This is a genomic window from Pseudomonas sp. NPDC089392 (genome assembly GCF_044749595.1).
Taxonomy (GTDB): Bacteria; Pseudomonadota; Gammaproteobacteria; order Pseudomonadales; family Pseudomonadaceae; genus Aquipseudomonas.
The window spans coordinates 54,898-73,957 of sequence record NZ_JBIVIF010000009.1 but is presented as its reverse complement, the minus strand read 5'-3'; the positions used below and the strand labels follow the sequence as shown (position 1 = coordinate 73,957).

The window sequence follows — 19,060 nt, the reverse complement described above, 5'->3', positions numbered from 1 at the left end:
CGGCTACGTGATTCAGGAAGTGATGCTGCCGGCCAGTGCGCTGGCGAGCATGAAGAAGGTGCAGGCGAAGAGCATCGAGAAGGAGCCGCGCCAAGTGGCGATGCGGCGGGCCCGCTGGGAACTGGTCATCCAGAGCATCCCATCATGTCGTCCCCGGAACACTCGCCATTGCAGTTGATATCCCCACACTCCGAACAGGCGTCTTCGGAACGCTCTTCACGCTGGCAGTTCTGGCCGCCGCAGTGAGGGCATTTAGTGCCCGTCAGATTTCCGTAGGGGCCAACCCAGTGGATACCGATACGGTTGCAGTTTCCGCAGATCATGGTCATGACGCTGGCCTCACTGCGATCTGGCCCGCCTTGATGGCCGCGACCACCTCAGGCCTAAGGCTTTGAACTGGCCATTCACGTGGCACGCCTGCACCGATGATGGCCAGGCTGCGTTCGATCTGCTCAAGCTGCTCGTCAATCAGGGATTTAACCGGTGCCGTGCTCATGCAACCTCCTTGCGCCCATCAACGATCTTGTTGAGGCGCCCGCAGTAGTGGTTGAACTCTTCGATGGTGATGCGCTGGTCGGCCAGCATTTCGGTGAGCAGCTTGAGGACCATGGCCTGCCAGGACAGTGGCGTCTCAGGGTGAGCCATGGCCTCAAGCTCTTCGTCGATCAGGACGTGAGGGCTTTTCATTGAGCCTCCTCAGCCTGGGCCAGCACTCCTTCTTTGGCGAAGGGGGTGAGCAGCTGGCGGGCGATCTCTTCCAGCGCCGACTCAGGGTTGGCCACGCTCAGGATCTCGTCAGCTGCCGCTGAGGCGTCACTGGTGACCTTGCATCGCGCCGCCAAGACTAGGCGGCCTAACACCGAATTGCTGATATCCGACTGGCCAAGCTGGCCCATGACGAACTCATCCACCGCTTGGGCAAAGCGCTCATAGGTTACGCCCTGCTTCGGGCGCATCCGGCGCTGGAACATCACGTCGCGGCGCGCCATCAGCTCAGCGATGCCGTCGTCGATCCAAGTGGATTCCGCGTCGGCAACCTCGCTCACCGCCGGCGACATCCGGTTGTCGTACTCAAACTGTGCTGCTCGAAGTGCGCCCATGGTCGTCTCCAGGTGGTGGGTTACTCGGCTTCCAACTTCGCGATCTCGTCACGAAGTCGAGCAATGCGATCGTTTTTGGCCTTGTTCTTCGCTGCCTCGTACTTTTCGACGACGCCGGTCGGCGTCACGATGCCCTCGATCTTCTGCCAGGTTTCGAGGCCTAGGTTCTGGTTTTCGCCGGAGAGATAGTCAGCGCACTGCTTATCGAAGTCGGCCTGCGCCCACGCAAGGGCTTCCTCGTAGCTGGTAGCAGGATGGATCTCGGCGCTCCCGCCACTGCCGTCGCGATATGTGTGAAGTCGGTAGGCGAGATTGCCGTCCGAGTAGCCGAACAGCGAAACAAGCTTCATCCCGTCAACCTTGACTCGGCGATTCCACGAGTCGTTATCGGTGTCGAATGACTTGAGGTCGTCTGCCCACTCGAAAATCTCAGGACTGTAACCGGCCTTGTAGACGTGCGTGATTTCGCCGGATAAGAACTTCTTCAGGGTGTCCAGCTGAGCCACGTCGGCTTTGTTGGCAAATGCCATCAGAACATCGGCGTGGGACTTTGCCTTCTCCTTGGCAATGCCCAGGCGGCGAGAGTGGGATTCAAGATCGTCTTTCAGCCTTTTGGTTTCACGCTCATACCGCTCTTCCTGCTTCTTCAGGTCGTTGTCTTTCCACGATACGGCTGGAGCGTCGTGAAGGCTCTTCACGACGAAGTTTTCGCCGCTCGGGATCTCCTGCCCATTGCTGACAAAAATCTCCTGCACGATTGTTTGCTCGGCATTTAACTTGCCGATGACCGCGACCTTGCGACCATCGCTGGTGTACTTGATGTTGTTCATCTTGATCCTCGATATGACCGCATTGGCCAGGAGCCAGGCGCGGGTGACCAAACCCACCGTGAAAGGTGGCCTGGCGCCTGCCAATGCGGTCGTATGTGAAGGGAAGGGGATGCAGAGGCCGGGCGCTACCCCGGCAGCTGGCTTGGCGTGGACCCATCCAGCGGCGCAATTCGTTTACCCCCAGTGCGAGGGAAGGGACGTCCACAGGTGCTTCGGTAACCGCGCCCTCAGCTGGGCGCTTCTCTGCATCGGGGTGTGATCTGGCCGGCTCGGCGCCGGGGTCATTCTTTCGACTCAGCTTTACCTGGTCGTCGCTGGTGCTACCCCGGCATACGCCAGTCGGGCTGACCACTTCCAGTTGTGCGCAAGCCTGCGCATTCAGATCACACTCCGATGCAGCCTGCGATGGGGAGCAGGGCATCGGGCCGTCTTTCCGGCTGTCACGCTACCTGTGCTTTAACGTCGAACTTGCGTAGCGATTCCCGACGGCCAGTTTTCGTCATGCTGACGTGGCTTTGGTTGTTCAGTCGTGGTAGCTGAGCACCGTGTGAACGTCGTGCACTTCGCTGATTTCGCCGCACTCCAGCTCCTCTATGTGTTCGATGTACTCATCGACATTGCCTTGGCGGTCCAGAGTGATGATTGCGATCTCGGTTACAACGCGGGTGATCTTGGCCTTCACGCGGCGCGGCTTCTGTTCTGACATCGTCTTGCCCTCCAGGGCGGTTGATTTGGATTACTCGGCTTCCAGCTTTGCGAGTTCAGCGCGGAGCTGTTCAATGCGTTCTCGCTTCGCCCTGGCCTTCCTCTCTTCAGCGCCTTCCAAAAGGCTTTCGCGGAACCTTTGGTCTGCCAGGGCCTCGACAGCCAGCCGACTGACGAAGTGGATAAGTGCCAGCTCGAGAATCTCGTTGCCATTGGCCCTGGCCTGCGCATCACAAAGCATTTTCAGCTCAGGCGTATCAGGCTTGATGTTGACCTGTACGGTTTCCATGGTGGTCTCCTGGGCGGTTGATTTCCCGTCTGGCCCTGTCGCCAAGGCCAGCCAGTGAAATCAGTCTCTCCAGTAGCTGAGCTCTTCTTCAGCCATCTCGATTGGGTTGTAATCCCAGCCGCCGTTCTCTTCCCAAGCGATGCAAGCGCTTTCCCATGCCAGCTTCCAGTCACCCCAGGAGTCGCCCGCAATTCGCCTGTAAAAGTGACGGGCATACCTGAATTTCCAATGCAAAGACTTCATGGTCGTTCTCCAGTGGATTCCCAAAGCACCCGGTCGCCCAGGTGCTTCAGTGAATCGTTCTGTGCTGCTCTCTCGCTACGCATTTCTGGATCATTCGCCAGTTCGGTATCCCTCGACCCGCCGCAGGTTCTCCCTGCGTTTCCTTCCAGCACCCAAGTCACTCCCCAGGCGGTAGGTAAGATCAGATCGCCGGTCCCCAGTAGAGGCGTAGCGGCTTGATGGTTAGGTTTTGACAGAGCCTTTGCATCGGCCCTCCCTGTCCTTGCCGGACAGGCGGCCCGCAGCATCTCAGCTGCGGAAACCTATTCAGTTGTTAAAGAGCGGTGAGGCTTGAGGGCCTCTGCAGTCCCTCGTGAGTGACTGCGATGGACAAAATATGCACCAGTGCAATTGGTGTGTCAATGCACTGGTGCATAAATTATTTTTGATCCATGCACTGGGTCGATATCTGAAAGCAGGGGTTAACTTTTCCTACAGGCTTGGTTATGCTCCAATTTTACTGGATGTATATACAGTTAAAGGAGCAGTGGCATGGCCAAGCAAAAGAAATCGACCCCACAGGTTCGCCAGGAGATGAGCGGAGTTGAGCGCCTGGGCCTGCGGGTGTCCTCGATGATCAATCACCCGATCGCGCAGTCGCAGCGCTGGGTGACGATCCATCGCCTGGACACGGATGGAGACATGGAGTGGGAGGAGGTGATGGGGCTGCTGGCAGAAACGCCTGAGCTGGACCTGACGTTCAATGACGATGAAAGCGTGACGGTGCGGTGGGAGGCGCAGAGCGCAGAGGATCGCGACGACCTGGTGCTCGACAAAGACTGGGAAGAGGAGAAGGTGGAAGAGGAGGCGCCTTTCTGACAGACATGAAAAAGCCCGCCGAGGCGGGCTTTTTTCAGAATCCAGATGCAGATGGCAGCGGCGCCACTTCACTGAGCACATCGAAGCCATCAACCTGCCTGGGCACCTTACATAAGAGGTGCTTGAAGGCAGGGGAAATGAACACTTTTATCGCCAGCGGTCGGCCTGGGCGATAAAAGGTTGCAATGGAAATCGCGCGATCGGATGGGGCATCGAGAGCTTCGAGAAGATGCTCTGTAGCCACCATCAGGCTCGCATCGTTAGACATTGTGCCCTCCTACCAGAGTCGCTCCTAGAGCCTGAAGAATAGGCCGAATAGGTAAAATTAGCGATTTCATTCCTCCGGGAGCAGAAGAGTCGTTGCCTCCCGCGAAGACTAAACCTACAGCGGCGATAGCTCTACCGTGGTCGTCCACCTGCACTACCAGCGATCCGGAATCACCCGACAGGGAGAACTCAGAGCCAGCACCGTGAGCCGTGAAAACACTACCGAACCAGATCGTACCGCTGAAGCCGTAACTGTGCGCTGAATAGTTTACAGCGGTAGGGCGCAGCCCTCTACTCACTATCTGACCCTTGGTATGCCGTGTCGTTCGCCCGACCTTTTCTACCTTCATACCTTCAACAGGGTCAGCTATGGTGATCGGGGTATCAAAAGCCTGTCCTTGCATTGATGAAACGTCAGCCAGGCTTTTGATCAAAAATAGTGCTGCATCTGTGTTAGCCGCAATGTCTACGTTACCCACAGAACCAACGTGCATTTCGAGAGCTCGAGTGTGATAACCAAGCGTGAAAGGCGGGATGCTTGTTGGGCTGACGTCAATCACGCCCGGCGCCAGGATAGGCGTGTTCGGCAACACGTGGCTGCAAAGAGCACTCACATGGTTGTTGGTTAAGCCGTAAATTTGTCCATCCGGCAGCCTAACCAAAGCCCCAAGAGTGCCGGCAGAGGCGTCGTTACCTGGGGAAATTGACGAACCGCAGGTGTAGCGAGCTTGGCCCCCAGCTTGATGGATGGCAAAAGTAGCGCCTTGGCTGCGAAGTTGATCTTTTCCAACCGTGTCAACCACGCCGTGAGGGTAGGCCAGGCCCTTGCGATAAATGCCATGCGGCAGCGACTTGAGCTCTTTTTGCGTCACTTTGCGGGTGGTGTATAGGTATACGGTGTGGTTCACCTCGTTGAAGGTGATCGAATCAAGGCCTCGGTGGCGAAGGATTTGTTCCGCATCCGCTGATAGGGCTATAGGCTGAACTGCTGCTAGGTACGCCTGATCAACATCGGCGGGCAACTGAGGTAGTAGGCCACGCTGCACAGCCCATTTGGCGATGCCGCTAGCTACCTCAAACGTTCTCATTGCTGGTGGCGTCACCATCGGCGGTGGCGCCGGTATCAGCCCGTTCGGCAAAGGCGGTACGTTGTGTTGCATAAACTCCCCGGTACTTTCTCAAAAAATGAGGCAGTTTCAGGTAGCTCCTGCCCCGATATGTTACGCAGTATCTTGCGCAACTCCTTGCTTTATATGCTTTTTCGTACCAATCCAGCCTAAAACCTGCATCACCTGGGAGAGGCGCCCGAGCAGCTGCTAAATGGCCTCAGTAGGGGCATGGCTACACCAGATGTGCATTCCACACCAGCAGCACCCGCGCCTGGATGTAGGTTTCATCAACACGAATGTCCTCAGGCGGATGATTCGTGTTGTCCGAAATCATCTTGAAGTGATCGCGGCCTTTCTTCTGCAGGCGCTTGATGTACTGATGCCCCTGGTGGGAGAAGTAGTAAATCCCATCGCCAACGAATTCACGGATGCTGATGTCAACGACCAACGGGTCACGACTCTTGATGGTCGGGGCCATGGACTGACCGACACCCGTTATGAGCTTCAGGTGGTAGTGCTCTTTGAACTCGACCCCCATCTCTCGCAGATGAGTGGGGCTCACGCGGATGTCCTGCAGCATTTCCGGGAAATCGTGCGCCACCTCGCCGTCACCCATTGCGCCGCGAACGTCATAGTGAGCGATCCAGACTTCGTCCCCCACCTGGCCAGGCCTTGAAAAATCGACGGTGATGACGTTGGAAGATGCCTGCTCAGCCGTCTTTTCTTCAATGGCATTGGCAATTTTCTGCCGAGCATCCAGCGAAAGTCCCTTGCCATGCTTGGCCAGCATCTGCTTGACGATATCTGCTGTAGATAGGATTTCTCGCTGCTCCGCCTCTGGCTCTCCCTCGCCCAGCGGCTCATAGCCGCGCAGTTGGTCAGTGGTGATCCCGAAGAAATCAGCCAGCGGCCTTACCTGTTTGTCGGTTGGCTCTTTGATGCCCTTAGGGCCTTGGGGCTTGAGAATCCGGGAAATGGTCGATTGCCCGACGCTTGTCCGGCTCGACAGCTCAACCTGAGATATGCCGTTTTCGGCCATGAGTTGAGCGAGAATTTTGTCTATCGATTTATGCATAGGTGCAATGCTGCCTCCCGGCAGTGCATAGGGCAATACAGCGGAACGTTGACAGATATGCACTGGTGCATGATGATGTGCATATCCACAAAGGAGGCAGCCATGAGCGCTACCGAACTCCCTAAAAAACTGGACGAATTACTCGGCTCGGGAATGACCTACAAGGCCATTGCAGAGCGCGCGAAATGCGATGTCTCGACAGTTTTCCGTATTCGCAATGGCCAGATCAGCAACCCGAGCTATGTGGCCGGGACAGCTATCGACCAGATGCACGCTGAGCTAGCCAAAAGCGGCAAGCAAAGCCTCAAGAAATCTGCTGCATAACCAATTTCATAGCCGCAAGGAGCCACCCAAGCATGTACGCCAACCGCAATCACCTGCATGACCGCGAGATCAAGGTCCGGGTCGATGAGGACACGTTTGAACTAATCCAGGCGCTAGCCAAGTTTCATCGCACTCAGCGCGCTGTGCTCTGCCGTGAGCTGCTTGAGGCTCAGCTGGCCGCCTTGGCTTCGGAGAATACCGGCGATCAGCACGTGGCCTGAAGGCCCGCAGGAGGCCCCATGCCGATTGAAGAGATCGGATTGGACCAGGGAATGATGGAGCAGCTGGAGCGAGAAGCGGAACGAAGGGGCGTTAGCCCTGACGCGCTGGCAGCCGAGCTGATCCGGAAGGAACTGGCCAACCGAACCAAGCCCCGGAATCCGCGGGGAAACGTAATGCCGCTCCATCGCAGGGCCTGAACCGGCCCTAACACGTAACTCATAAGCCCGAACGACTGACCCAGCGCGCAGGGGAACACCCGATGGCCTACGACGACAAAGCCCACCGCCACGACCACCAGGTCAAGGTCCGCTTGGATGACGAGGACTTCAACGAGCTGAAGGGGTACGCCCTGGAGCTGAAGGCACAGCACAGCGTGCTTGCCCGGGAAATCATCCTGGCTGCGCTGGCGTTCAAGAAGGAACACGGCCACTTGCCGCTGATCAGCGAGAAGAAGGCCAGGGCCTGAATAGGGAATGGGAGGACAGATGTCGCCTGCAAACGATGCATTACAGCAGCACGACGTGGAGGTCGCCCGGTTTCGCAGGGATGACTTTGCGGATCTGGAGGCCTGGGCGGAAGAACTGGGTATCAGTACCGACGCACTGGCCGAGCAGATCGTGAAAAGGGCAACCCATTTCCTCGCGCAGCGGGGGGTGGCCAAGAGCAACAACGTTGTGCCGTTCGCGGCGCCGAGGTAACCGTCCGATCCCTAATTAGGGACCCGGGCGCCAGTCCCTCATAAGGGACGCCAAATCGCAGAGACAAAAAAGCCGGGTTCGCGGCCCGGCTCTCTGCAAAACACAAAACATGTGAGGTGAATTATGCATATGCAGACCACCAGTGTACAGGCCCTATCAAGGCTCGCGCCACAAAACGACAAGCGCGATTCTGTGGCGCGCACGATGTCTTCGCGTGAGATTGCTGACCTGACTGGTAAGCGCCACGACAACGTGAAGGCGGACATCCGCAGCATGCTTGCCGACCTCAAAGTAGATGTCCTGAGTTGTCAGGGCATCTATCTGGACAGCATGAACCGCCAGCAGACCGAATACCTGCTCGACCGCGAGCACACCGACTGCCTGCTCACCGGCTACAGCGCAGCTATGCGCATGGCCGTTATCAAACGTTGGCGCGAGCTGGAGGACCAGGTATCCGTTGCACTGCCTGACTTCACCAATCCGGCTGCGGCCGCGCGCGCGTGGGCCGACCAGGTCGAGCAGAAGGAAGCCGCCGAGAAGGCGCGCGTTCTGCTGACCGTCGAAGTCCAGGCCCAGGCCAAGAAGATCGACCACCTGGAGAACCTGTTCAAGGAAGGCATGAGCCACGTCCAGTTCTGCAAGGGACTCAATGGGGTCAACGTGATGCAGGTCGGCCACTTCCTTGAGGGCCGCAACTGGCTCTACAACGAGAGCAAGTCCGGTACCCGCTACCGCGTCGCCGCCTACGCCCGCGACAAGTACATGACCGAGCATCAGCAGACGGTCAGCCTGCACGGCAAAGAGCCCTTCGTCGCCTTCACGCCTGTGCTGCTGCGCAAGGGGGCCGTGCGCCTGTACGAGCTGTACCTGGCCGGCGAGCTGCCCATGAAGAAGAACTGGGACGGCCGTCACACCCATGACAAGGCCATGCGGGGTGCAGCATGAAGCCGAGAATGCGTCGTCGTGGCGGCCTCTGGCATTGCGAATGGCGCGGATACAACGCACTTGGTGTGTCGATGGAGGCTGCCTACTGGAACCTTGAGGATCTTGTTTGCCAGCGCGGGGAACGCCTGCCTATGGAGGCGGCATGAGCATCATCCGCGCGCCTCGCCCTGAGGCGAATTTCTACATGCTCAACAAGTCGATCAGCGAGGACGGGCGCCTGAGTTGGGCTGCCCGAGGCCTGCTCGTCTTCTTGCTGGGCAAGCCTGACCACTGGGCCGTGTCCGTCACCCACCTTCGAAACGAGACTTCGAAGTCCTCGAAACCGACCGGCCGTGACGGCGTGTACGGCCTGCTGCAAGAGCTGATTTCCGCTGGCTATGTCGAGCGTCGCCAAGACCGTGGAGAGTCCGGTTTGCTGGGCGAAATCCACTATCTCGTCTCGGAAACACCGCTTCCGGCTTTGCCGTATCCGGCTGAACCGCTTCCGGCTCAACCGTATCCGGCAAATCCGACACTAGTAAGTATTGAAGGTAAGCAAGGACTGAATGGAGTAAGTACCGACTCGCGCGAAGGCGAGCTGGTCGACTTCGAACGCTTCTGGAAGATCTATCCCCGCAAGGTGAGCAAGGCCGACGCCAAGAAGGCCTGGGCGAAGATCAAGGTCACCGGTGACCTGTTCGACCTCATGGGCAGCGCCCTGGCTGCCTGGTCCGTATCGACCGACTGGACCAAGGACGGCGGCCAGTACATCCCGCACGCATCCACCTGGCTGAACGGCAAGCGCTGGGAAGACGAGCTGCCGCAGCCGGCAGGAGCCAGCCAGCGCGCAACCCGTCGCCAAAACAATGAGCCTGACTTCGACGACACCGAGTGGGCCCGGAACCTGAAGGTGCGCACATGAAATCAGCAAACCAACTGATGGCCGCTATAACCAACCTGCCGCCCGAGCTACATGGCGGGCCGGTGGTGGTCTCCCTGGAGACTGCAGAGGTGGTTAACGGACTGTTCCGCCGCCTGCGCGGCATCTTCCCGGCCTGGCGTCAGGCGTGGCCTTCTACCGAGGCGCTGGCAGCCGCCAAGGAAGAGTGGATCAAGGAATTCGCCGCCGAGGGCATCCGCACCATCGAGCAGATCGAGTTTGGCATCGAGAAGTGCCGCAAGCTCAAGAAGCCCTTCGCGCCGAGCGTGGGTGAGTTCATCGCCATGTGCCAGCCGACCCCTGAAGACTTCGGCATGCCGGCGCCGGCCGCTGCCTGGGTCGAGGCCCTGCTGGGCGTATACAGCCACGAGGGCGTGAAGATCGCCGCGGTGGCCACCGGCCTGTTCGACCTTCGCGCTGCCCAGCAGAACGACAAGGGCCTGCAGGCGCGCTTCGACCGGGCTTACCAGATCGTGCTGCGCCGGGCCCAGGACGGGCAGCCGCTCGACGGAAAGATCTCCACCGGCATCGGCCACGACAGCCAGAAGGGCCTGGCCCAGCTGGCCGATGAGTACGCAAGCCAGCGGCAGGCCCGCCTTCTGGAGATCCAGCAGATCCCATCCGGCGCCGCCGCGTGCCGTGCACACCTGCTGGCCAAGTTGAACATCAAGCGCGCCGGGCAGCCGGCCGGGGAGGGGGTGTGATGCCTTTTACGACGCGACAAGTAATCGCCATGCGAAACATCGCCCATGCGCTGAATGAGTTCTACAGCGACTGCGATCCAGCGGTCACCGACTTCATCTCGCCAGGGTGGGTCGACGTAATCCGAAACCGTACCGCGCTGATCTGCGAACAGTGCCACGGTGAAGGCCAGGTGGGCGGATTGACGCCTGATGGCTACCACAGCGAGAAATGCGACGCCTGTGATGGCGCCGGCCTGAATCTGGAGCAGCACTGATGGACACCAACAAGATGCGCGAGCAGTTCGAGGCCTGGGCCGCAAAGAATTACGTCGTACCGCCAGGGGTTGGCCATTTGTTCGTTCGCGCCGAAATCGGCGACGGATACCGGCTGAGCAGCATCAACCACGCGTGGCATGGATGGCAGGCCTCCCGCGAGGCCGTGGTGGTGGAACTGCCCAAGGTAGTTGGCTTCGAGGGCGCGTATGACTCGCACCGCCATCATGAATTTGTTCCGAGCATGAGCGACGTTGAGGATGCAGACGAGATATTCGGCCTGTGCCGCAGGGTTGAAACCAAGGAAGCCATCGAGGCCCAGGGCCTGAAGGTCGAGGTGAAGCCATGACCATCGACAAAGCAAAGCTGAAGGCGCTGGCCGAGGCCGCGAACGCGGTAACGACCGACGTGAACATCACCATGGCCGTTGGTGCAGACCCTGTTGAGGTCAAAGCCGTTCAGGACTACCTCCAGGTGGCTATGCCCAAGACCATTCTGGCCCTGCTCGCGGAGATCGAGACCATCCGCACTGAAGCGAAGCGGCAGGAGGACGGGCTGAAGGAGATGCTGCGCCGCCAGAACAAGCAGATCTGCTCCCTCAAGGGGAAGCGCTATGACTGACTTCGTGATGCACAGCATGGCCGACGTCAATCGGCTGCTGGGCCACCTGCAGGCTCAGGACTTCACCCGACCCAAGAAGATCGTAATCAAGGACCAGGACCGCAGCGCCGAGCAGAACAAAAAACTTCACGCCTGCCTGAGCGATATCGCCAAGCAAGTGGAGCACGCCGGCAAGAAGTGGGATGTCCTGATCTGGAAGCGCCTCCTGACGGCCGCCTGGCTGCGTGAGGCGGGCGAACAGCCTCAACTGATACCGGCACTCGACGGCAACGGCTTCGACGTCGTGTACGAGCGCACAAGCCAGCTCAGCGTGAAGCAGTGCGCGAGCCTGCTGGAGTGGATTCAGGCGTTTGGCGCCGAGCACCAGGTGCGTTGGAGTCAGAAGGATCTGTGGGAGGGTCGTTACTGATGGATCTCAAGCAGTGCGAATGCCATCGCTGCAGTCAGGCGAACAAGATCGGCACGGAAGGTCCGTTTGGATGGGTGCCGCTCTCCTCGACAAAAATGATTCTCTGCCCGGTGTGCGGCTGCAAGCGCTGCCCGCATGCAAGCGATCACGATCTGGCGTGCACCGGCAGCAATGAGCCAGGCCAGCCTGGGAGCGTGTACCAATGACTGCCCTGAAAACACCGAAACCGAAGAAGTGCAAGGCACCAGGTTGTGGCACGCGCTTCAAGCCGACCATGACCACGCAGAAGGTGTGCAGCATCGCCTGTGCGCTGGCCATGTCAAAGGATTCGAAGGTGCAGAAGGTTGCGGCCAAGGCCATCACCCGGCAGGCCCGCCAGGACCTGCAGGAGCGCCGGGAGAAGCTGAAGACTCGCCGCGAGCACATGGCCGAAGCGCAGACCGCATTCAACGCCTACATCCGCGAGCGCGACGCCGGCCTGCCGTGCATCAGCTGCGATTCCCGGCCGAGCGATCACGACCTCATCACCGGCAGCCGCTGGGACGCCGGCCATTACCGGTCGGTGGGCGCCTGCCCGGAGCTGCGCTTCGAGCCGCTGAACGTCCACCGGCAGTGCGTGAAGTGCAACCGGAACCTGTCGGGTAACGCGGTCGAGTACCGCATCCGTCTGGTGAGGCGCATTGGTGTGGACCAGGTCGAGTGGTTAGAGGGCCCTCATAAGGCCCTGCGCCTGACCATCGAAGACCTGCAGGCCATCAAGGCCTTGTACCGGCAGAAGCTGAAAGACCTGAGGAGAGCAGCGGCATGACGCCAGGTTGGGGATTTTTGATCATGACCACGTTCATGGCTGTGGCCGGTGTGGCGTTGTCCTGGGCGGGCGCAGTGCGCCGCAAGCGGTACTACGAAGAATTCATTTTGAGAAAGGCCAAGCAGGCCGGGGGCAAGCAATGAGCTATCAGAACGTGGTATCAGCAGTAGTTCGCGCCCTGGCGGCCGAGACCATCAACAGTGCGGGTGGGTGCAATGTAGAGCCGCGGGTGCAGACCAGCAAGCTGAAGGGAGAGATCACTGGGAAGGATGCGGCTTTGCTGGCTGACTCGATCGTGCACAAGCTCCTGCACGCCCAGCTCAGCCCGAAGCACTGGAGCGCCCTGGTGGCAAAGTACAGCACGCACAAGGGGCGCAAGGTCGACTCCATTGGCCGACTGGTTGCCATCGTGCCAACCCCGGCGCCGAAGCGCTTCACTCAGCAGGCCGTGTTGGTATGGGCGGTTCCACAGCAAAAGAAGGGGATTCAGCGCAAGGTTCCCCAGTTCAAGGCGCCAGACCCACGCGAGAACGAGAAGGAAGGGCAGTGGGACTGGCGCAACAAGGCTGCCGCCGCCGCCGTTGAACGCGCCAACAAGCACGCCCGTGCCGTGGCCGAGGTGAAGCCGGGGGAGATGATCGTCCTGGCCGAGTCGAACTACGACATGACCAACTGGGATTCCCAGGGCCTGACCGAGCGTACATACCAGCGCTGGAATCGGGCCATCAAGGGCGCTCTGGAGTCACTTGTGAACGAGGCGCTGGTCGAGGCTCAGCACATGCTCGAAGCGATCGGCGTGCTATTCGACGAGGCGGCCTGAAAGAGGCCCTCAAAAGGGCTTGCAATATCATGTCGCTATGTCGTAAATTTGCCCCATCCTGTCATTCCTGCGCGTGTTGAGGAGTGACTAAAAGCCCGGCCATTGAGCTGGGCTTTTTTCGCGCCTGAGAAAATGTTCCGCCCGTCGAAAAAATTTCAAATTTTTTAGTCCGCGCCACGAAATGATGAATTTCGAAATTGTGGCGCGATCATCGACGATTAGAGATAAATTTGGGGGCATAGTGACACTATGTCATCGAATCTCCTTTCAAAAAGCGCTGATTTCCCTCGAAATCGCACGGATCTCCCTCTAGATTTGGCTGTCGAAACGTTGCATAACGTAAACACGTGACGCAGAATGCGCCCCGTTTTAGCAACTGGCAGCCTCAAGGAGAGGGACATGACTCTGGACTTCAGAACGTTACGCTTGGTGTTTTCCGGCGCGATCGTTGGCGTAGCTATCGCCGGTCTACTCGGTTTCGACACTTCGTCCTTTGGAGCGGCCGGTGTTGCCTCTCTTATCGGTGCGGGTGGCACCGTCGCAGCTCTGAAGTTCGTGGCCATCATCTGAAATGCCACTCGACTTAGGGCTGGATGCCTGGACCGTTGTTGTTGGCTTCGTTGCGGTGGTTCTTCGGTACCTGATGCAGGGCTTCAGCGTTAAGAAGGATGAGTGCGTAGTAGCATTCCTTAATGGTGCAACGATTGTTCCTTTTGCGGTTTTGGTCTCGTCGGCCTTCAGCCCTGATTTCCTTGAGCTTGCAATGACGACCAAAGGGTCCATGGCCCTGGCCGGCGGGGTAGGTATATTTTCAGTGGCCGGAGATGTATTGGCTCCTAAAGACCTGAGGCGCAGAGCCCGCTCCCCTGTTGGCGATGCCTAGCAGGTGAGACCCCTTCTAACTATTCAGCTGATTCAAGTTTCAGAGCCCTGGCATTTGCCGGGGCTTTTTCGTTATGTGCTGCTCCGCACGCTTGCCCGGTCCATCAATAGGGATTCCCCGGGCCCTTTATTCCAAGGACACCCCTATGGCCGAACCAACAAGCACTGCCGCCAGCGTAGTGCTGGGCAAGTACGGGGTGGTGATGGCTGCATTCATCGGCTCGATCCTCTCTCTTGGCTTCCTGAAGGATCTGACCCGTTTCCAGGCGGCTACTGCGGTCGCAACTGGATTCGGCTTCTCGGTCTACCTGACCCAGCCCGTCACCGCCTGGCTCGCCCCCAAGCTTGAGCTTGCGGTCACCGATGACCTGCTGTGCGGGGTCGCCTTCGTACTGGGTCTCACCGCCATGAACATCATCCCGGCAATCAAAGCTGCCATGGGGTCGTTCGTCACGGCGCGAGGTGCCTGATATGAACAACATCCTGGTTTCAGCGCTGACGGCCCTGGACGTGTTCCTCTGCGTGTTGGTGGTGGTTGCCGCGTGCGATTACCTGCGCAAGGTTCGCCCCGCCGATCAGCCGCTGCTGAGCATCGCCTTCTACCTGGTGGCCATTGGCGGGTTCGGCGCATTCATCACCGCTCTACAAGGGCATTGGGTTAACCCATTCGGCGCAATGCTCCACGCCGGGGTGGTTGCCTATGCCTGGGCTCGTCGCGGTCACGCATTCACGTAATCCGCGCCACAAAATCAAGGTGCGCCGTTTCGTGGCGCGGGAGTAGCCGTGAGCAACGTCACACGAATTCGGCATGAGCTGCCGGTAAGCCTGGATATCGTCCATGCGGTGGCCGAGTTCGATGCCGCCCTGGTGAAAGCGATTGATGCCGCCAAGGCAGCCGGCCTTCCCCAGGGGCTGCTGGTCGGCCTGCTGCATGGTCATGCCCACGCACAAACTCATCAGATGGTGATCGAATGACCGTTAAGGTTCTTGAGTTCAAGCGTGAGGACTGGCGCGATGCTTCCAAGACCCTGCGCAAGATCGCTGACCAGATGGATAGCGGAGAACTGCCGGTGTGCAGTATCGGTGTAATGGCTATGCGCGATCCATCCGGACAGGTAGAGCTGTTCGCCTTCGGCCCGGTGGCTGACGATCTGCAATCTCTGGCCATGTTCCGCTTGGCGGAGCAGAGGCTCATCAACGTCCTGCTTGAAAGCTGATCCATTCGCCGCCACCTATAAGACTTCCATGAAACGGAGGGTTTAGTGTGACGGAACTTAAAGTTGGCGATTGGGTTGAGGCTCCAGGTGTTGAGTATCGAATGCGGGTCGTGGAGATCAATCGGCCGGGCCATCCAATTGACCCCGCGCCGCGAGCAAGGTGTGAGTGGGATGATGGAACACGCGGTCACTCGAGAGATTTCAAACTGTCGATATTGACGAAAGTAAAAGCGTAGCTATGTAGCTCCCGAGGGGCTGAAATAGATCAATCAAGAGAGAACGACATGAAGCAACCCGACTGGGAGGCGATCGAGCGAGCCTTCCGGGCCGGGGCGCTTTCCATCCGTACCATCGCTGACCGCAACGGGGTGAGCGACACCGCGATCCGGAAAAAGGCAAAGGCCCTGGGCTGGGAGCGGGACCTTTCTGAACAGGTCCGCAAAGAGGTTCGCAACAAGCTGGTTCGCGGCGAGGTTCGCGAAGACCAATGCGCGAACCCTGAGCGGGACGCCGAGATCATCGAGGAGGCGGCAGAAGAGGGCGCGACGGTTGTTCGCAGCCACCGCCGCGATATTCGCAAAGCCGCGAACCTTGCGAACCTGCTGATGGATGACTTGCTCACCACCATCAAGCGCCGCGAGGACATCGAGGACGAGATCGAGCGTGAGACCGCCGATGACGAGAGCGGCTTCCGCCGTAGCTCGATGCTCGCCGCAGTTGCCCTGCCAAGTAACGCCAAAACCCTTTTCCAGCTGTCCTCGGCCATGAAGAACCTGCAGGTGCTTGAGCGCACCGCATTCGGCCTGGACGACAAGGAGCAGTCGAAAGACGCCGACGAGCTGTCGCAGCTGATGGATGAACTATCGAAGGATGCCTGACCATGAAGCCCGAGCACATGAAACTGCTCCGGGATCGGTTCTTCCGCCTCAACAATCTCTACTTCATCACCGACAAGCAGGGCAAGAAGGTCCGCTTCCGCATGACGCAGGAGCAGGTCGACTACTTCCAGGGGATGCACACCCGCAACATCATCCTCAAGGCCCGGCAGTTGGGCTTCACCACGCTGGTTTGCATCGTCCAGCTCGACGCCGCGCTGTTTGAGGCCGCCAAGTGCGCCCTGATCGCCCACACCCTGAATGACGCCAAGCGCCTGTTCCGGGAGAAGGTGAAGTACGCCTACGATCACCTGCCCAAGGAGATCAAGGCGGCAAACCCGGCGCGCAACGACGCTGCGGGAGAGCTGGTGTTCAGCAAGGGCGGATCGCTGTACGTGTCCACCTCCTTTCGGGGCGGCACGCTGCGCTACCTGCACGTTTCCGAGTTCGGGAAGATCTGCGCCAAGTTCCCGCACAAGGCGCGGGAGATCGTAACTGGTGCGTTCGAGGCCGTGGCTGCTGACTGCTTCGTCACCATCGAATCAACGGCTGAGGGCCGGGCCGGGTACTTCTTCGACTACAGCCAGTCTGCCGAGAAGCAGCAGCTCTCCGGCGTACCCCTGGGCCTGCTGGACTGGAAGTTTTTCTTCTTCAGCTGGTGGCGTAACCCGCTGTACTGGCTCGACCCGACCGAAGTGGTCATCCCTGACCGTCTGACCCGCTACTTCGACGACCTGGCCGCCAAGCACGGCATCGTCACCAACCCCGGCCAGCGCGCCTGGTACACCGCCAAGGAAAAGACCCTCGGCGACGACATGAAGCGGGAATACCCGTCGATTCCGGTCGAGGCGTTCCAGCAGTCGGTCGAAGGCGCCTACTACGCGCAGCAGTTCACCCGTCTGTACGCCGCTGGGCGTATCGGCAAGCTGCCGGACAATTCGCACCTCCCAGTGATGACCATCTGGGATATCGGTATCGGCGACTCGACGGCCATCTGGTTCGTTCGCAAGGTCGGCACCGAGTACCACGTCATCGACTACTACGAGAACAGCGGCGAAGGCCTGCGGCACTACATGAAGGTGCTCAAGGACCGCGGCTACACGTACAGCGAGCACTGGGGGCCGCACGACATCGAGAATCGCGAGTTCGGCAGCGACGCCAAGACCCGCAAGGACATCGCCAAAGACGGCTACGAGATCGACGGGGTGAAGTACAGCCTGAAGTTCCAGGTGGTGCCCAAGATCGGCGTAGACGATGGCATTGAGGCGGCGCGGGAGATCCTGCCGCTATGCGCGTTCGATGAAGCCAAGTGCGACGAAGGCGTCACCCACCTGGAGAACTACCGAAAGGAATGGGACGACAAGCGCGGCTGCTGGAAGGATCGCCCGCTGCACGACAACACGTCGCACGGCGCTGACGCCTTCCGCTACTTCGCGGTTGCCATGACCAAGCGCAAGCCGACGCCAACCCAAACCCAAGACCTGAGAATCTGACCCGTATGAGCAACGACAACCCTGCCATCACGCTACCGGCAGTCGACCGCATGCGCGAGCACTGGGCTATTGTCGACCCGCTGATGGGTGGCACTCAGGCCATGCGAGCAGCCAAAACGGCCTTGCTGCCTCAGTACCCGGCCGAGAAGGACGACACCTACGCCGAGCGCCTGAAGCTGTCCACGCTGCTCCCGGCCTACGCCGAGACGGTGAGCAACAACACTTCCCGCGTATTTGCCGAGCCGTTACAGCTGGGCGAGGACGTGCCGGAGCAGATCAAGGCCCTTTGCACTGACATCGACCTGGGCGGCAACGACCTGAACTCGTGGTCGGTCGAGTGGTTCCGCGAGGCATTGGCGAAAGGCCTGTGCCACGCGCTAATCGAGCACCAACCCACCCGGGACGCCGAAGGCAACAAGCTGTACAAGACCAAGGCCGAAGAAGAGGGCGCAGGGGTTCGCCCCTATGCGGTGATCATCAAGCCCGGTCAGGTGCTGGGCTGGCGCTACGAAGGCGCTCGCCTGATCCAGTTCCGCTACCTGGAAACGGTGGAAGAGCAGGATGGCGAGTTTGGCGTCAAGTGCGTGGATCAAGTCCGCGTGCTGGAGCCAGGCCATTGGCGAACCTACCGCGCGCCGCAGAGCACCGGAAGGTCAACGGGCGGGGCATGGGAGCTGTTCGATGAGGGCTCCACCAGCCTGAGCTACATCCCCCTGGTGACGTTCTACACCGGCCGCACCGGCCCGCTGACGGCAAAGCCGCCACTGCTGGAGCTGGCGCACCTGAACGTCAAGCACTGGCAGTCGCAGAGCGACCAAGACAACCTGCTGCACGTCGCCCGGGTGCCGCTGCTGTTCGTGTTCACCGACAACGAAGAGTTCCAGCTGACGATCAGCTCGGCCAGCGCGACCCGGATGCCGAAGGATGGCGATGCCAAGTACGTCGAGCACACCGGGGCGGCGATCACCGCCGGCCGCGACTCGCTCAACGACCTGGTCGAAGACATGCGCATGGCGGGGGCCAAGCTGCTGCAGAAAGACAAGCAGCAGACCAAGACAGCGGCGCAGGCCAACGAAGAGGCGGCGCAGGAGCTGTCCCCGCTGGCGCGTCTGGCTGGCCACTTTGCCGACTGCCTGGCGCAGCTGCTGAAAATCATCGCCGACTATCAAGGCCAGCCGGAGGGCGGGCACGTCGAGATGCGCGGCAACTTCGACTCGGACTTCGCCCCCGAGGTATCGCTGCCGAACCTGATCAGCATGGCCAACTCGGGCAAGATCAGCGACGAGACCTTGTACTCGGAAATGCAGCGCCGGGGCGTCATCAGTGACGAGCTGGACTGGGAAGCCGAGAAGGCGCGCATCGAGGAGCAAGGCCCGGCATTAGGAGCCATCTGAT

The 19,060-nt window shown here is 59.6% G+C and carries 34 protein-coding genes; 24 read left to right on the top strand and 10 right to left on the bottom strand.

Features of this window, described 5'->3' with window-relative positions; all coding sequences use genetic code 11:
- Positions 1 to 325: 325 nt before the first annotated feature.
- From ACIP1G_RS11110 to ACIP1G_RS11080, 7 genes are all read right to left on the bottom strand, one after another.
- Positions 326 to 496 (bottom strand): hypothetical protein, encoded by a 171-nt coding sequence (locus ACIP1G_RS11110; RefSeq protein ID WP_392519498.1) that lies wholly within the window; start codon positions 494 to 496, stop codon positions 326 to 328.
- Positions 493 to 687 carry a hypothetical protein gene (locus ACIP1G_RS11105; protein ID WP_014859727.1) on the bottom strand — a complete coding sequence of 65 codons (195 nt, stop codon included), beginning with the start codon at positions 685 to 687 and terminating at the stop codon, positions 493 to 495. Before ACIP1G_RS11105 ends, ACIP1G_RS11110 begins: the two co-directional genes overlap by 4 nt.
- The gene (locus ACIP1G_RS11100; RefSeq protein WP_400736572.1) at positions 684 to 1,100 is read right to left on the bottom strand and encodes a hypothetical protein; all 417 of its coding nucleotides are present in this window, start codon (positions 1,098 to 1,100) and stop codon (positions 684 to 686) included. The genes ACIP1G_RS11105 and ACIP1G_RS11100 overlap by 4 nt, the downstream gene beginning before the upstream one ends.
- Positions 1,101 to 1,120: 20 nt before the next feature.
- Positions 1,121 to 1,930, bottom strand: coding sequence for a hypothetical protein (locus ACIP1G_RS11095; protein ID WP_400736570.1), 810 nt, complete (start codon positions 1,928 to 1,930; stop codon positions 1,121 to 1,123).
- A gap of 523 nt (positions 1,931 to 2,453) precedes the next feature.
- Positions 2,454 to 2,636: a hypothetical protein gene (locus tag ACIP1G_RS11090; RefSeq protein ID WP_400736568.1), complete on the bottom strand. Its 183-nt coding sequence runs from the start codon at positions 2,634 to 2,636 to the stop codon at positions 2,454 to 2,456.
- A 30-nt stretch (positions 2,637 to 2,666) separates the two neighbouring features.
- Positions 2,667 to 2,924 (bottom strand): hypothetical protein, encoded by a 258-nt coding sequence (locus ACIP1G_RS11085; RefSeq protein WP_400736565.1) that lies wholly within the window; start codon positions 2,922 to 2,924, stop codon positions 2,667 to 2,669.
- Positions 2,925 to 2,984: 60 nt separating this feature from the next.
- Positions 2,985 to 3,167 carry a hypothetical protein gene (locus ACIP1G_RS11080; protein WP_400736562.1) on the bottom strand — a complete coding sequence of 61 codons (183 nt, stop codon included), beginning with the start codon at positions 3,165 to 3,167 and terminating at the stop codon, positions 2,985 to 2,987.
- A gap of 531 nt (positions 3,168 to 3,698) precedes the next feature.
- On the opposite strand from ACIP1G_RS11080, the gene ACIP1G_RS11075 reads away from it, so the two are divergent.
- Positions 3,699 to 4,025, top strand: coding sequence for a DUF1654 domain-containing protein (locus tag ACIP1G_RS11075; RefSeq protein ID WP_400736560.1), 327 nt, complete (start codon positions 3,699 to 3,701; stop codon positions 4,023 to 4,025).
- A gap of 34 nt (positions 4,026 to 4,059) precedes the next feature.
- On the opposite strand, the gene ACIP1G_RS11070 is transcribed toward ACIP1G_RS11075, so the two are convergent.
- The 3 genes from ACIP1G_RS11070 to ACIP1G_RS11060 form a co-directional block, all read right to left on the bottom strand.
- The gene (locus tag ACIP1G_RS11070) at positions 4,060 to 4,293 is read right to left on the bottom strand and encodes a hypothetical protein (RefSeq protein ID WP_400736557.1); all 234 of its coding nucleotides are present in this window, start codon (positions 4,291 to 4,293) and stop codon (positions 4,060 to 4,062) included.
- Complete coding sequence (locus tag ACIP1G_RS11065) at positions 4,286 to 5,452, bottom strand: hypothetical protein (RefSeq protein WP_400736554.1); 1,167 nt, start codon at positions 5,450 to 5,452, stop codon at positions 4,286 to 4,288. The genes ACIP1G_RS11070 and ACIP1G_RS11065 overlap by 8 nt, the downstream gene beginning before the upstream one ends.
- Positions 5,453 to 5,633: 181 nt before the next feature.
- Positions 5,634 to 6,476, bottom strand: a complete 843-nt coding sequence (locus tag ACIP1G_RS11060; protein WP_346645418.1) for a LexA family transcriptional regulator — start codon at positions 6,474 to 6,476, stop codon at positions 5,634 to 5,636.
- Between the two features lie 102 nt (positions 6,477 to 6,578).
- Between ACIP1G_RS11060 and ACIP1G_RS11055 the strand changes: the two genes are divergently transcribed.
- The 23 genes from ACIP1G_RS11055 to ACIP1G_RS10945 all read left to right on the top strand — a co-directional run bounded on the left by ACIP1G_RS11055 (position 6,579) and on the right by ACIP1G_RS10945 (position 19,059).
- A complete protein-coding gene (locus ACIP1G_RS11055; RefSeq protein ID WP_400736551.1) occupies positions 6,579 to 6,800 on the top strand; it encodes a hypothetical protein in 222 nt (73 codons plus the stop codon).
- Between the two features lie 32 nt (positions 6,801 to 6,832).
- On the top strand, positions 6,833 to 7,021 hold the full coding sequence (locus ACIP1G_RS11050; RefSeq protein WP_027907665.1) for a hypothetical protein: 189 nt from the start codon (positions 6,833 to 6,835) through the stop codon (positions 7,019 to 7,021).
- 260 nt (positions 7,022 to 7,281) lie between these two features.
- Positions 7,282 to 7,488, top strand: coding sequence for a hypothetical protein (locus tag ACIP1G_RS11045; protein ID WP_325977819.1), 207 nt, complete (start codon positions 7,282 to 7,284; stop codon positions 7,486 to 7,488).
- A gap of 19 nt (positions 7,489 to 7,507) precedes the next feature.
- On the top strand, positions 7,508 to 7,720 hold the full coding sequence (locus ACIP1G_RS11040) for a hypothetical protein (protein ID WP_400736547.1): 213 nt from the start codon (positions 7,508 to 7,510) through the stop codon (positions 7,718 to 7,720).
- 123 nt (positions 7,721 to 7,843) lie between these two features.
- Entirely contained in the window at positions 7,844 to 8,665 is an 822-nt protein-coding gene (locus tag ACIP1G_RS11035) for a Rha family transcriptional regulator (RefSeq protein ID WP_400736544.1), read from the top strand.
- A 142-nt stretch (positions 8,666 to 8,807) separates the two neighbouring features.
- Complete coding sequence (locus tag ACIP1G_RS11030) at positions 8,808 to 9,566, top strand: hypothetical protein (RefSeq protein WP_400736541.1); 759 nt, start codon at positions 8,808 to 8,810, stop codon at positions 9,564 to 9,566.
- The gene (locus ACIP1G_RS11025) at positions 9,563 to 10,288 is read left to right on the top strand and encodes a replication protein P (RefSeq protein ID WP_400736538.1); all 726 of its coding nucleotides are present in this window, start codon (positions 9,563 to 9,565) and stop codon (positions 10,286 to 10,288) included. Before ACIP1G_RS11030 ends, ACIP1G_RS11025 begins: the two co-directional genes overlap by 4 nt.
- Before the next feature lie 29 nt (positions 10,289 to 10,317).
- Positions 10,318 to 10,542, top strand: coding sequence for a hypothetical protein (locus tag ACIP1G_RS11020; RefSeq protein ID WP_400736536.1), 225 nt, complete (start codon positions 10,318 to 10,320; stop codon positions 10,540 to 10,542).
- Complete coding sequence (locus tag ACIP1G_RS11015) at positions 10,542 to 10,889, top strand: hypothetical protein (RefSeq protein WP_400736533.1); 348 nt, start codon at positions 10,542 to 10,544, stop codon at positions 10,887 to 10,889. The genes ACIP1G_RS11020 and ACIP1G_RS11015 overlap by 1 nt, the downstream gene beginning before the upstream one ends.
- Complete coding sequence (locus ACIP1G_RS11010; protein WP_400736530.1) at positions 10,886 to 11,161, top strand: hypothetical protein; 276 nt, start codon at positions 10,886 to 10,888, stop codon at positions 11,159 to 11,161. Before ACIP1G_RS11015 ends, ACIP1G_RS11010 begins: the two co-directional genes overlap by 4 nt.
- Positions 11,154 to 11,570, top strand: coding sequence for a recombination protein NinB (locus ACIP1G_RS11005; RefSeq protein ID WP_400736527.1), 417 nt, complete (start codon positions 11,154 to 11,156; stop codon positions 11,568 to 11,570). The genes ACIP1G_RS11010 and ACIP1G_RS11005 overlap by 8 nt, the downstream gene beginning before the upstream one ends.
- Before the next feature lie 202 nt (positions 11,571 to 11,772).
- Entirely contained in the window at positions 11,773 to 12,378 is a 606-nt protein-coding gene (locus ACIP1G_RS11000) for a recombination protein NinG (RefSeq protein ID WP_400736525.1), read from the top strand.
- Positions 12,375 to 12,521 (top strand): hypothetical protein, encoded by a 147-nt coding sequence (locus tag ACIP1G_RS10995; protein WP_400736522.1) that lies wholly within the window; start codon positions 12,375 to 12,377, stop codon positions 12,519 to 12,521. Before ACIP1G_RS11000 ends, ACIP1G_RS10995 begins: the two co-directional genes overlap by 4 nt.
- Positions 12,518 to 13,198: a hypothetical protein gene (locus ACIP1G_RS10990; RefSeq protein WP_400736519.1), complete on the top strand. Its 681-nt coding sequence runs from the start codon at positions 12,518 to 12,520 to the stop codon at positions 13,196 to 13,198. Before ACIP1G_RS10995 ends, ACIP1G_RS10990 begins: the two co-directional genes overlap by 4 nt.
- 399 nt (positions 13,199 to 13,597) lie before the next feature.
- A complete protein-coding gene (locus ACIP1G_RS10985; RefSeq protein WP_157767133.1) occupies positions 13,598 to 13,768 on the top strand; it encodes a hypothetical protein in 171 nt (56 codons plus the stop codon).
- Position 13,769: 1 nt separating this feature from the next.
- Positions 13,770 to 14,081 carry a hypothetical protein gene (locus ACIP1G_RS10980; protein ID WP_400736516.1) on the top strand — a complete coding sequence of 104 codons (312 nt, stop codon included), beginning with the start codon at positions 13,770 to 13,772 and terminating at the stop codon, positions 14,079 to 14,081.
- Between the two features lie 145 nt (positions 14,082 to 14,226).
- Positions 14,227 to 14,550 (top strand): peptidase M48, Ste24p, encoded by a 324-nt coding sequence (locus tag ACIP1G_RS10975; RefSeq protein WP_100413161.1) that lies wholly within the window; start codon positions 14,227 to 14,229, stop codon positions 14,548 to 14,550.
- Between the two features lies 1 nt (position 14,551).
- Positions 14,552 to 14,815: a hypothetical protein gene (locus ACIP1G_RS10970; RefSeq protein WP_400736513.1), complete on the top strand. Its 264-nt coding sequence runs from the start codon at positions 14,552 to 14,554 to the stop codon at positions 14,813 to 14,815.
- Between the two features lie 48 nt (positions 14,816 to 14,863).
- Positions 14,864 to 15,055, top strand: a complete 192-nt coding sequence (locus ACIP1G_RS10965) for a hypothetical protein (protein ID WP_400736510.1) — start codon at positions 14,864 to 14,866, stop codon at positions 15,053 to 15,055.
- Positions 15,052 to 15,297 carry a hypothetical protein gene (locus ACIP1G_RS10960; RefSeq protein WP_400736509.1) on the top strand — a complete coding sequence of 82 codons (246 nt, stop codon included), beginning with the start codon at positions 15,052 to 15,054 and terminating at the stop codon, positions 15,295 to 15,297. The genes ACIP1G_RS10965 and ACIP1G_RS10960 overlap by 4 nt, the downstream gene beginning before the upstream one ends.
- Positions 15,298 to 15,581: 284 nt before the next feature.
- Complete coding sequence (locus tag ACIP1G_RS10955) at positions 15,582 to 16,175, top strand: hypothetical protein (protein ID WP_400736507.1); 594 nt, start codon at positions 15,582 to 15,584, stop codon at positions 16,173 to 16,175.
- A 2-nt stretch (positions 16,176 to 16,177) separates the two neighbouring features.
- Positions 16,178 to 17,665: a terminase gene (locus tag ACIP1G_RS10950; RefSeq protein ID WP_400736504.1), complete on the top strand. Its 1,488-nt coding sequence runs from the start codon at positions 16,178 to 16,180 to the stop codon at positions 17,663 to 17,665.
- 5 nt (positions 17,666 to 17,670) lie between these two features.
- Positions 17,671 to 19,059 (top strand): DUF4055 domain-containing protein, encoded by a 1,389-nt coding sequence (locus tag ACIP1G_RS10945; protein ID WP_400736502.1) that lies wholly within the window; start codon positions 17,671 to 17,673, stop codon positions 19,057 to 19,059.
- Position 19,060: the final 1 nt, after the last annotated feature.

Bases quoted from the DNA above. Each gene is read 5' to 3' on its own strand.
- ACIP1G_RS11110 (WP_392519498.1), bottom strand. From the start codon at position 496: ATGAGCACGGCACCGGTTAAATCCCTGATTGACGAGCAGCTTGAGCAG.
- ACIP1G_RS11105 (WP_014859727.1), bottom strand. From the start codon at position 687: ATGAAAAGCCCTCACGTCCTGATCGACGAAGAGCTTGAGGCCATGGCT.
- ACIP1G_RS11100 (WP_400736572.1), bottom strand. From the start codon at position 1,100: ATGGGCGCACTTCGAGCAGCACAGTTTGAGTACGACAACCGGATGTCG.
- ACIP1G_RS11095 (WP_400736570.1), bottom strand. From the start codon at position 1,930: ATGAACAACATCAAGTACACCAGCGATGGTCGCAAGGTCGCGGTCATC.
- ACIP1G_RS11090 (WP_400736568.1), bottom strand. From the start codon at position 2,636: ATGTCAGAACAGAAGCCGCGCCGCGTGAAGGCCAAGATCACCCGCGTT.
- ACIP1G_RS11085 (WP_400736565.1), bottom strand. From the start codon at position 2,924: ATGGAAACCGTACAGGTCAACATCAAGCCTGATACGCCTGAGCTGAAA.
- ACIP1G_RS11080 (WP_400736562.1), bottom strand. From the start codon at position 3,167: ATGAAGTCTTTGCATTGGAAATTCAGGTATGCCCGTCACTTTTACAGG.
- ACIP1G_RS11075 (WP_400736560.1), top strand. From the start codon at position 3,699: ATGGCCAAGCAAAAGAAATCGACCCCACAGGTTCGCCAGGAGATGAGC.
- ACIP1G_RS11070 (WP_400736557.1), bottom strand. From the start codon at position 4,293: ATGTCTAACGATGCGAGCCTGATGGTGGCTACAGAGCATCTTCTCGAA.
- ACIP1G_RS11065 (WP_400736554.1), bottom strand. From the start codon at position 5,452: ATGCAACACAACGTACCGCCTTTGCCGAACGGGCTGATACCGGCGCCA.
- ACIP1G_RS11060 (WP_346645418.1), bottom strand. From the start codon at position 6,476: ATGCATAAATCGATAGACAAAATTCTCGCTCAACTCATGGCCGAAAAC.
- ACIP1G_RS11055 (WP_400736551.1), top strand. From the start codon at position 6,579: ATGAGCGCTACCGAACTCCCTAAAAAACTGGACGAATTACTCGGCTCG.
- ACIP1G_RS11050 (WP_027907665.1), top strand. From the start codon at position 6,833: ATGTACGCCAACCGCAATCACCTGCATGACCGCGAGATCAAGGTCCGG.
- ACIP1G_RS11045 (WP_325977819.1), top strand. From the start codon at position 7,282: ATGGCCTACGACGACAAAGCCCACCGCCACGACCACCAGGTCAAGGTC.
- ACIP1G_RS11040 (WP_400736547.1), top strand. From the start codon at position 7,508: ATGTCGCCTGCAAACGATGCATTACAGCAGCACGACGTGGAGGTCGCC.
- ACIP1G_RS11035 (WP_400736544.1), top strand. From the start codon at position 7,844: ATGCATATGCAGACCACCAGTGTACAGGCCCTATCAAGGCTCGCGCCA.
- ACIP1G_RS11030 (WP_400736541.1), top strand. From the start codon at position 8,808: ATGAGCATCATCCGCGCGCCTCGCCCTGAGGCGAATTTCTACATGCTC.
- ACIP1G_RS11025 (WP_400736538.1), top strand. From the start codon at position 9,563: ATGAAATCAGCAAACCAACTGATGGCCGCTATAACCAACCTGCCGCCC.
- ACIP1G_RS11020 (WP_400736536.1), top strand. From the start codon at position 10,318: ATGCGAAACATCGCCCATGCGCTGAATGAGTTCTACAGCGACTGCGAT.
- ACIP1G_RS11015 (WP_400736533.1), top strand. From the start codon at position 10,542: ATGGACACCAACAAGATGCGCGAGCAGTTCGAGGCCTGGGCCGCAAAG.
- ACIP1G_RS11010 (WP_400736530.1), top strand. From the start codon at position 10,886: ATGACCATCGACAAAGCAAAGCTGAAGGCGCTGGCCGAGGCCGCGAAC.
- ACIP1G_RS11005 (WP_400736527.1), top strand. From the start codon at position 11,154: ATGACTGACTTCGTGATGCACAGCATGGCCGACGTCAATCGGCTGCTG.
- ACIP1G_RS11000 (WP_400736525.1), top strand. From the start codon at position 11,773: ATGACTGCCCTGAAAACACCGAAACCGAAGAAGTGCAAGGCACCAGGT.
- ACIP1G_RS10995 (WP_400736522.1), top strand. From the start codon at position 12,375: ATGACGCCAGGTTGGGGATTTTTGATCATGACCACGTTCATGGCTGTG.
- ACIP1G_RS10990 (WP_400736519.1), top strand. From the start codon at position 12,518: ATGAGCTATCAGAACGTGGTATCAGCAGTAGTTCGCGCCCTGGCGGCC.
- ACIP1G_RS10985 (WP_157767133.1), top strand. From the start codon at position 13,598: ATGACTCTGGACTTCAGAACGTTACGCTTGGTGTTTTCCGGCGCGATC.
- ACIP1G_RS10980 (WP_400736516.1), top strand. From the start codon at position 13,770: ATGCCACTCGACTTAGGGCTGGATGCCTGGACCGTTGTTGTTGGCTTC.
- ACIP1G_RS10975 (WP_100413161.1), top strand. From the start codon at position 14,227: ATGGCCGAACCAACAAGCACTGCCGCCAGCGTAGTGCTGGGCAAGTAC.
- ACIP1G_RS10970 (WP_400736513.1), top strand. From the start codon at position 14,552: ATGAACAACATCCTGGTTTCAGCGCTGACGGCCCTGGACGTGTTCCTC.
- ACIP1G_RS10960 (WP_400736509.1), top strand. From the start codon at position 15,052: ATGACCGTTAAGGTTCTTGAGTTCAAGCGTGAGGACTGGCGCGATGCT.
- ACIP1G_RS10955 (WP_400736507.1), top strand. From the start codon at position 15,582: ATGAAGCAACCCGACTGGGAGGCGATCGAGCGAGCCTTCCGGGCCGGG.
- ACIP1G_RS10950 (WP_400736504.1), top strand. From the start codon at position 16,178: ATGAAGCCCGAGCACATGAAACTGCTCCGGGATCGGTTCTTCCGCCTC.
- ACIP1G_RS10945 (WP_400736502.1), top strand. From the start codon at position 17,671: ATGAGCAACGACAACCCTGCCATCACGCTACCGGCAGTCGACCGCATG.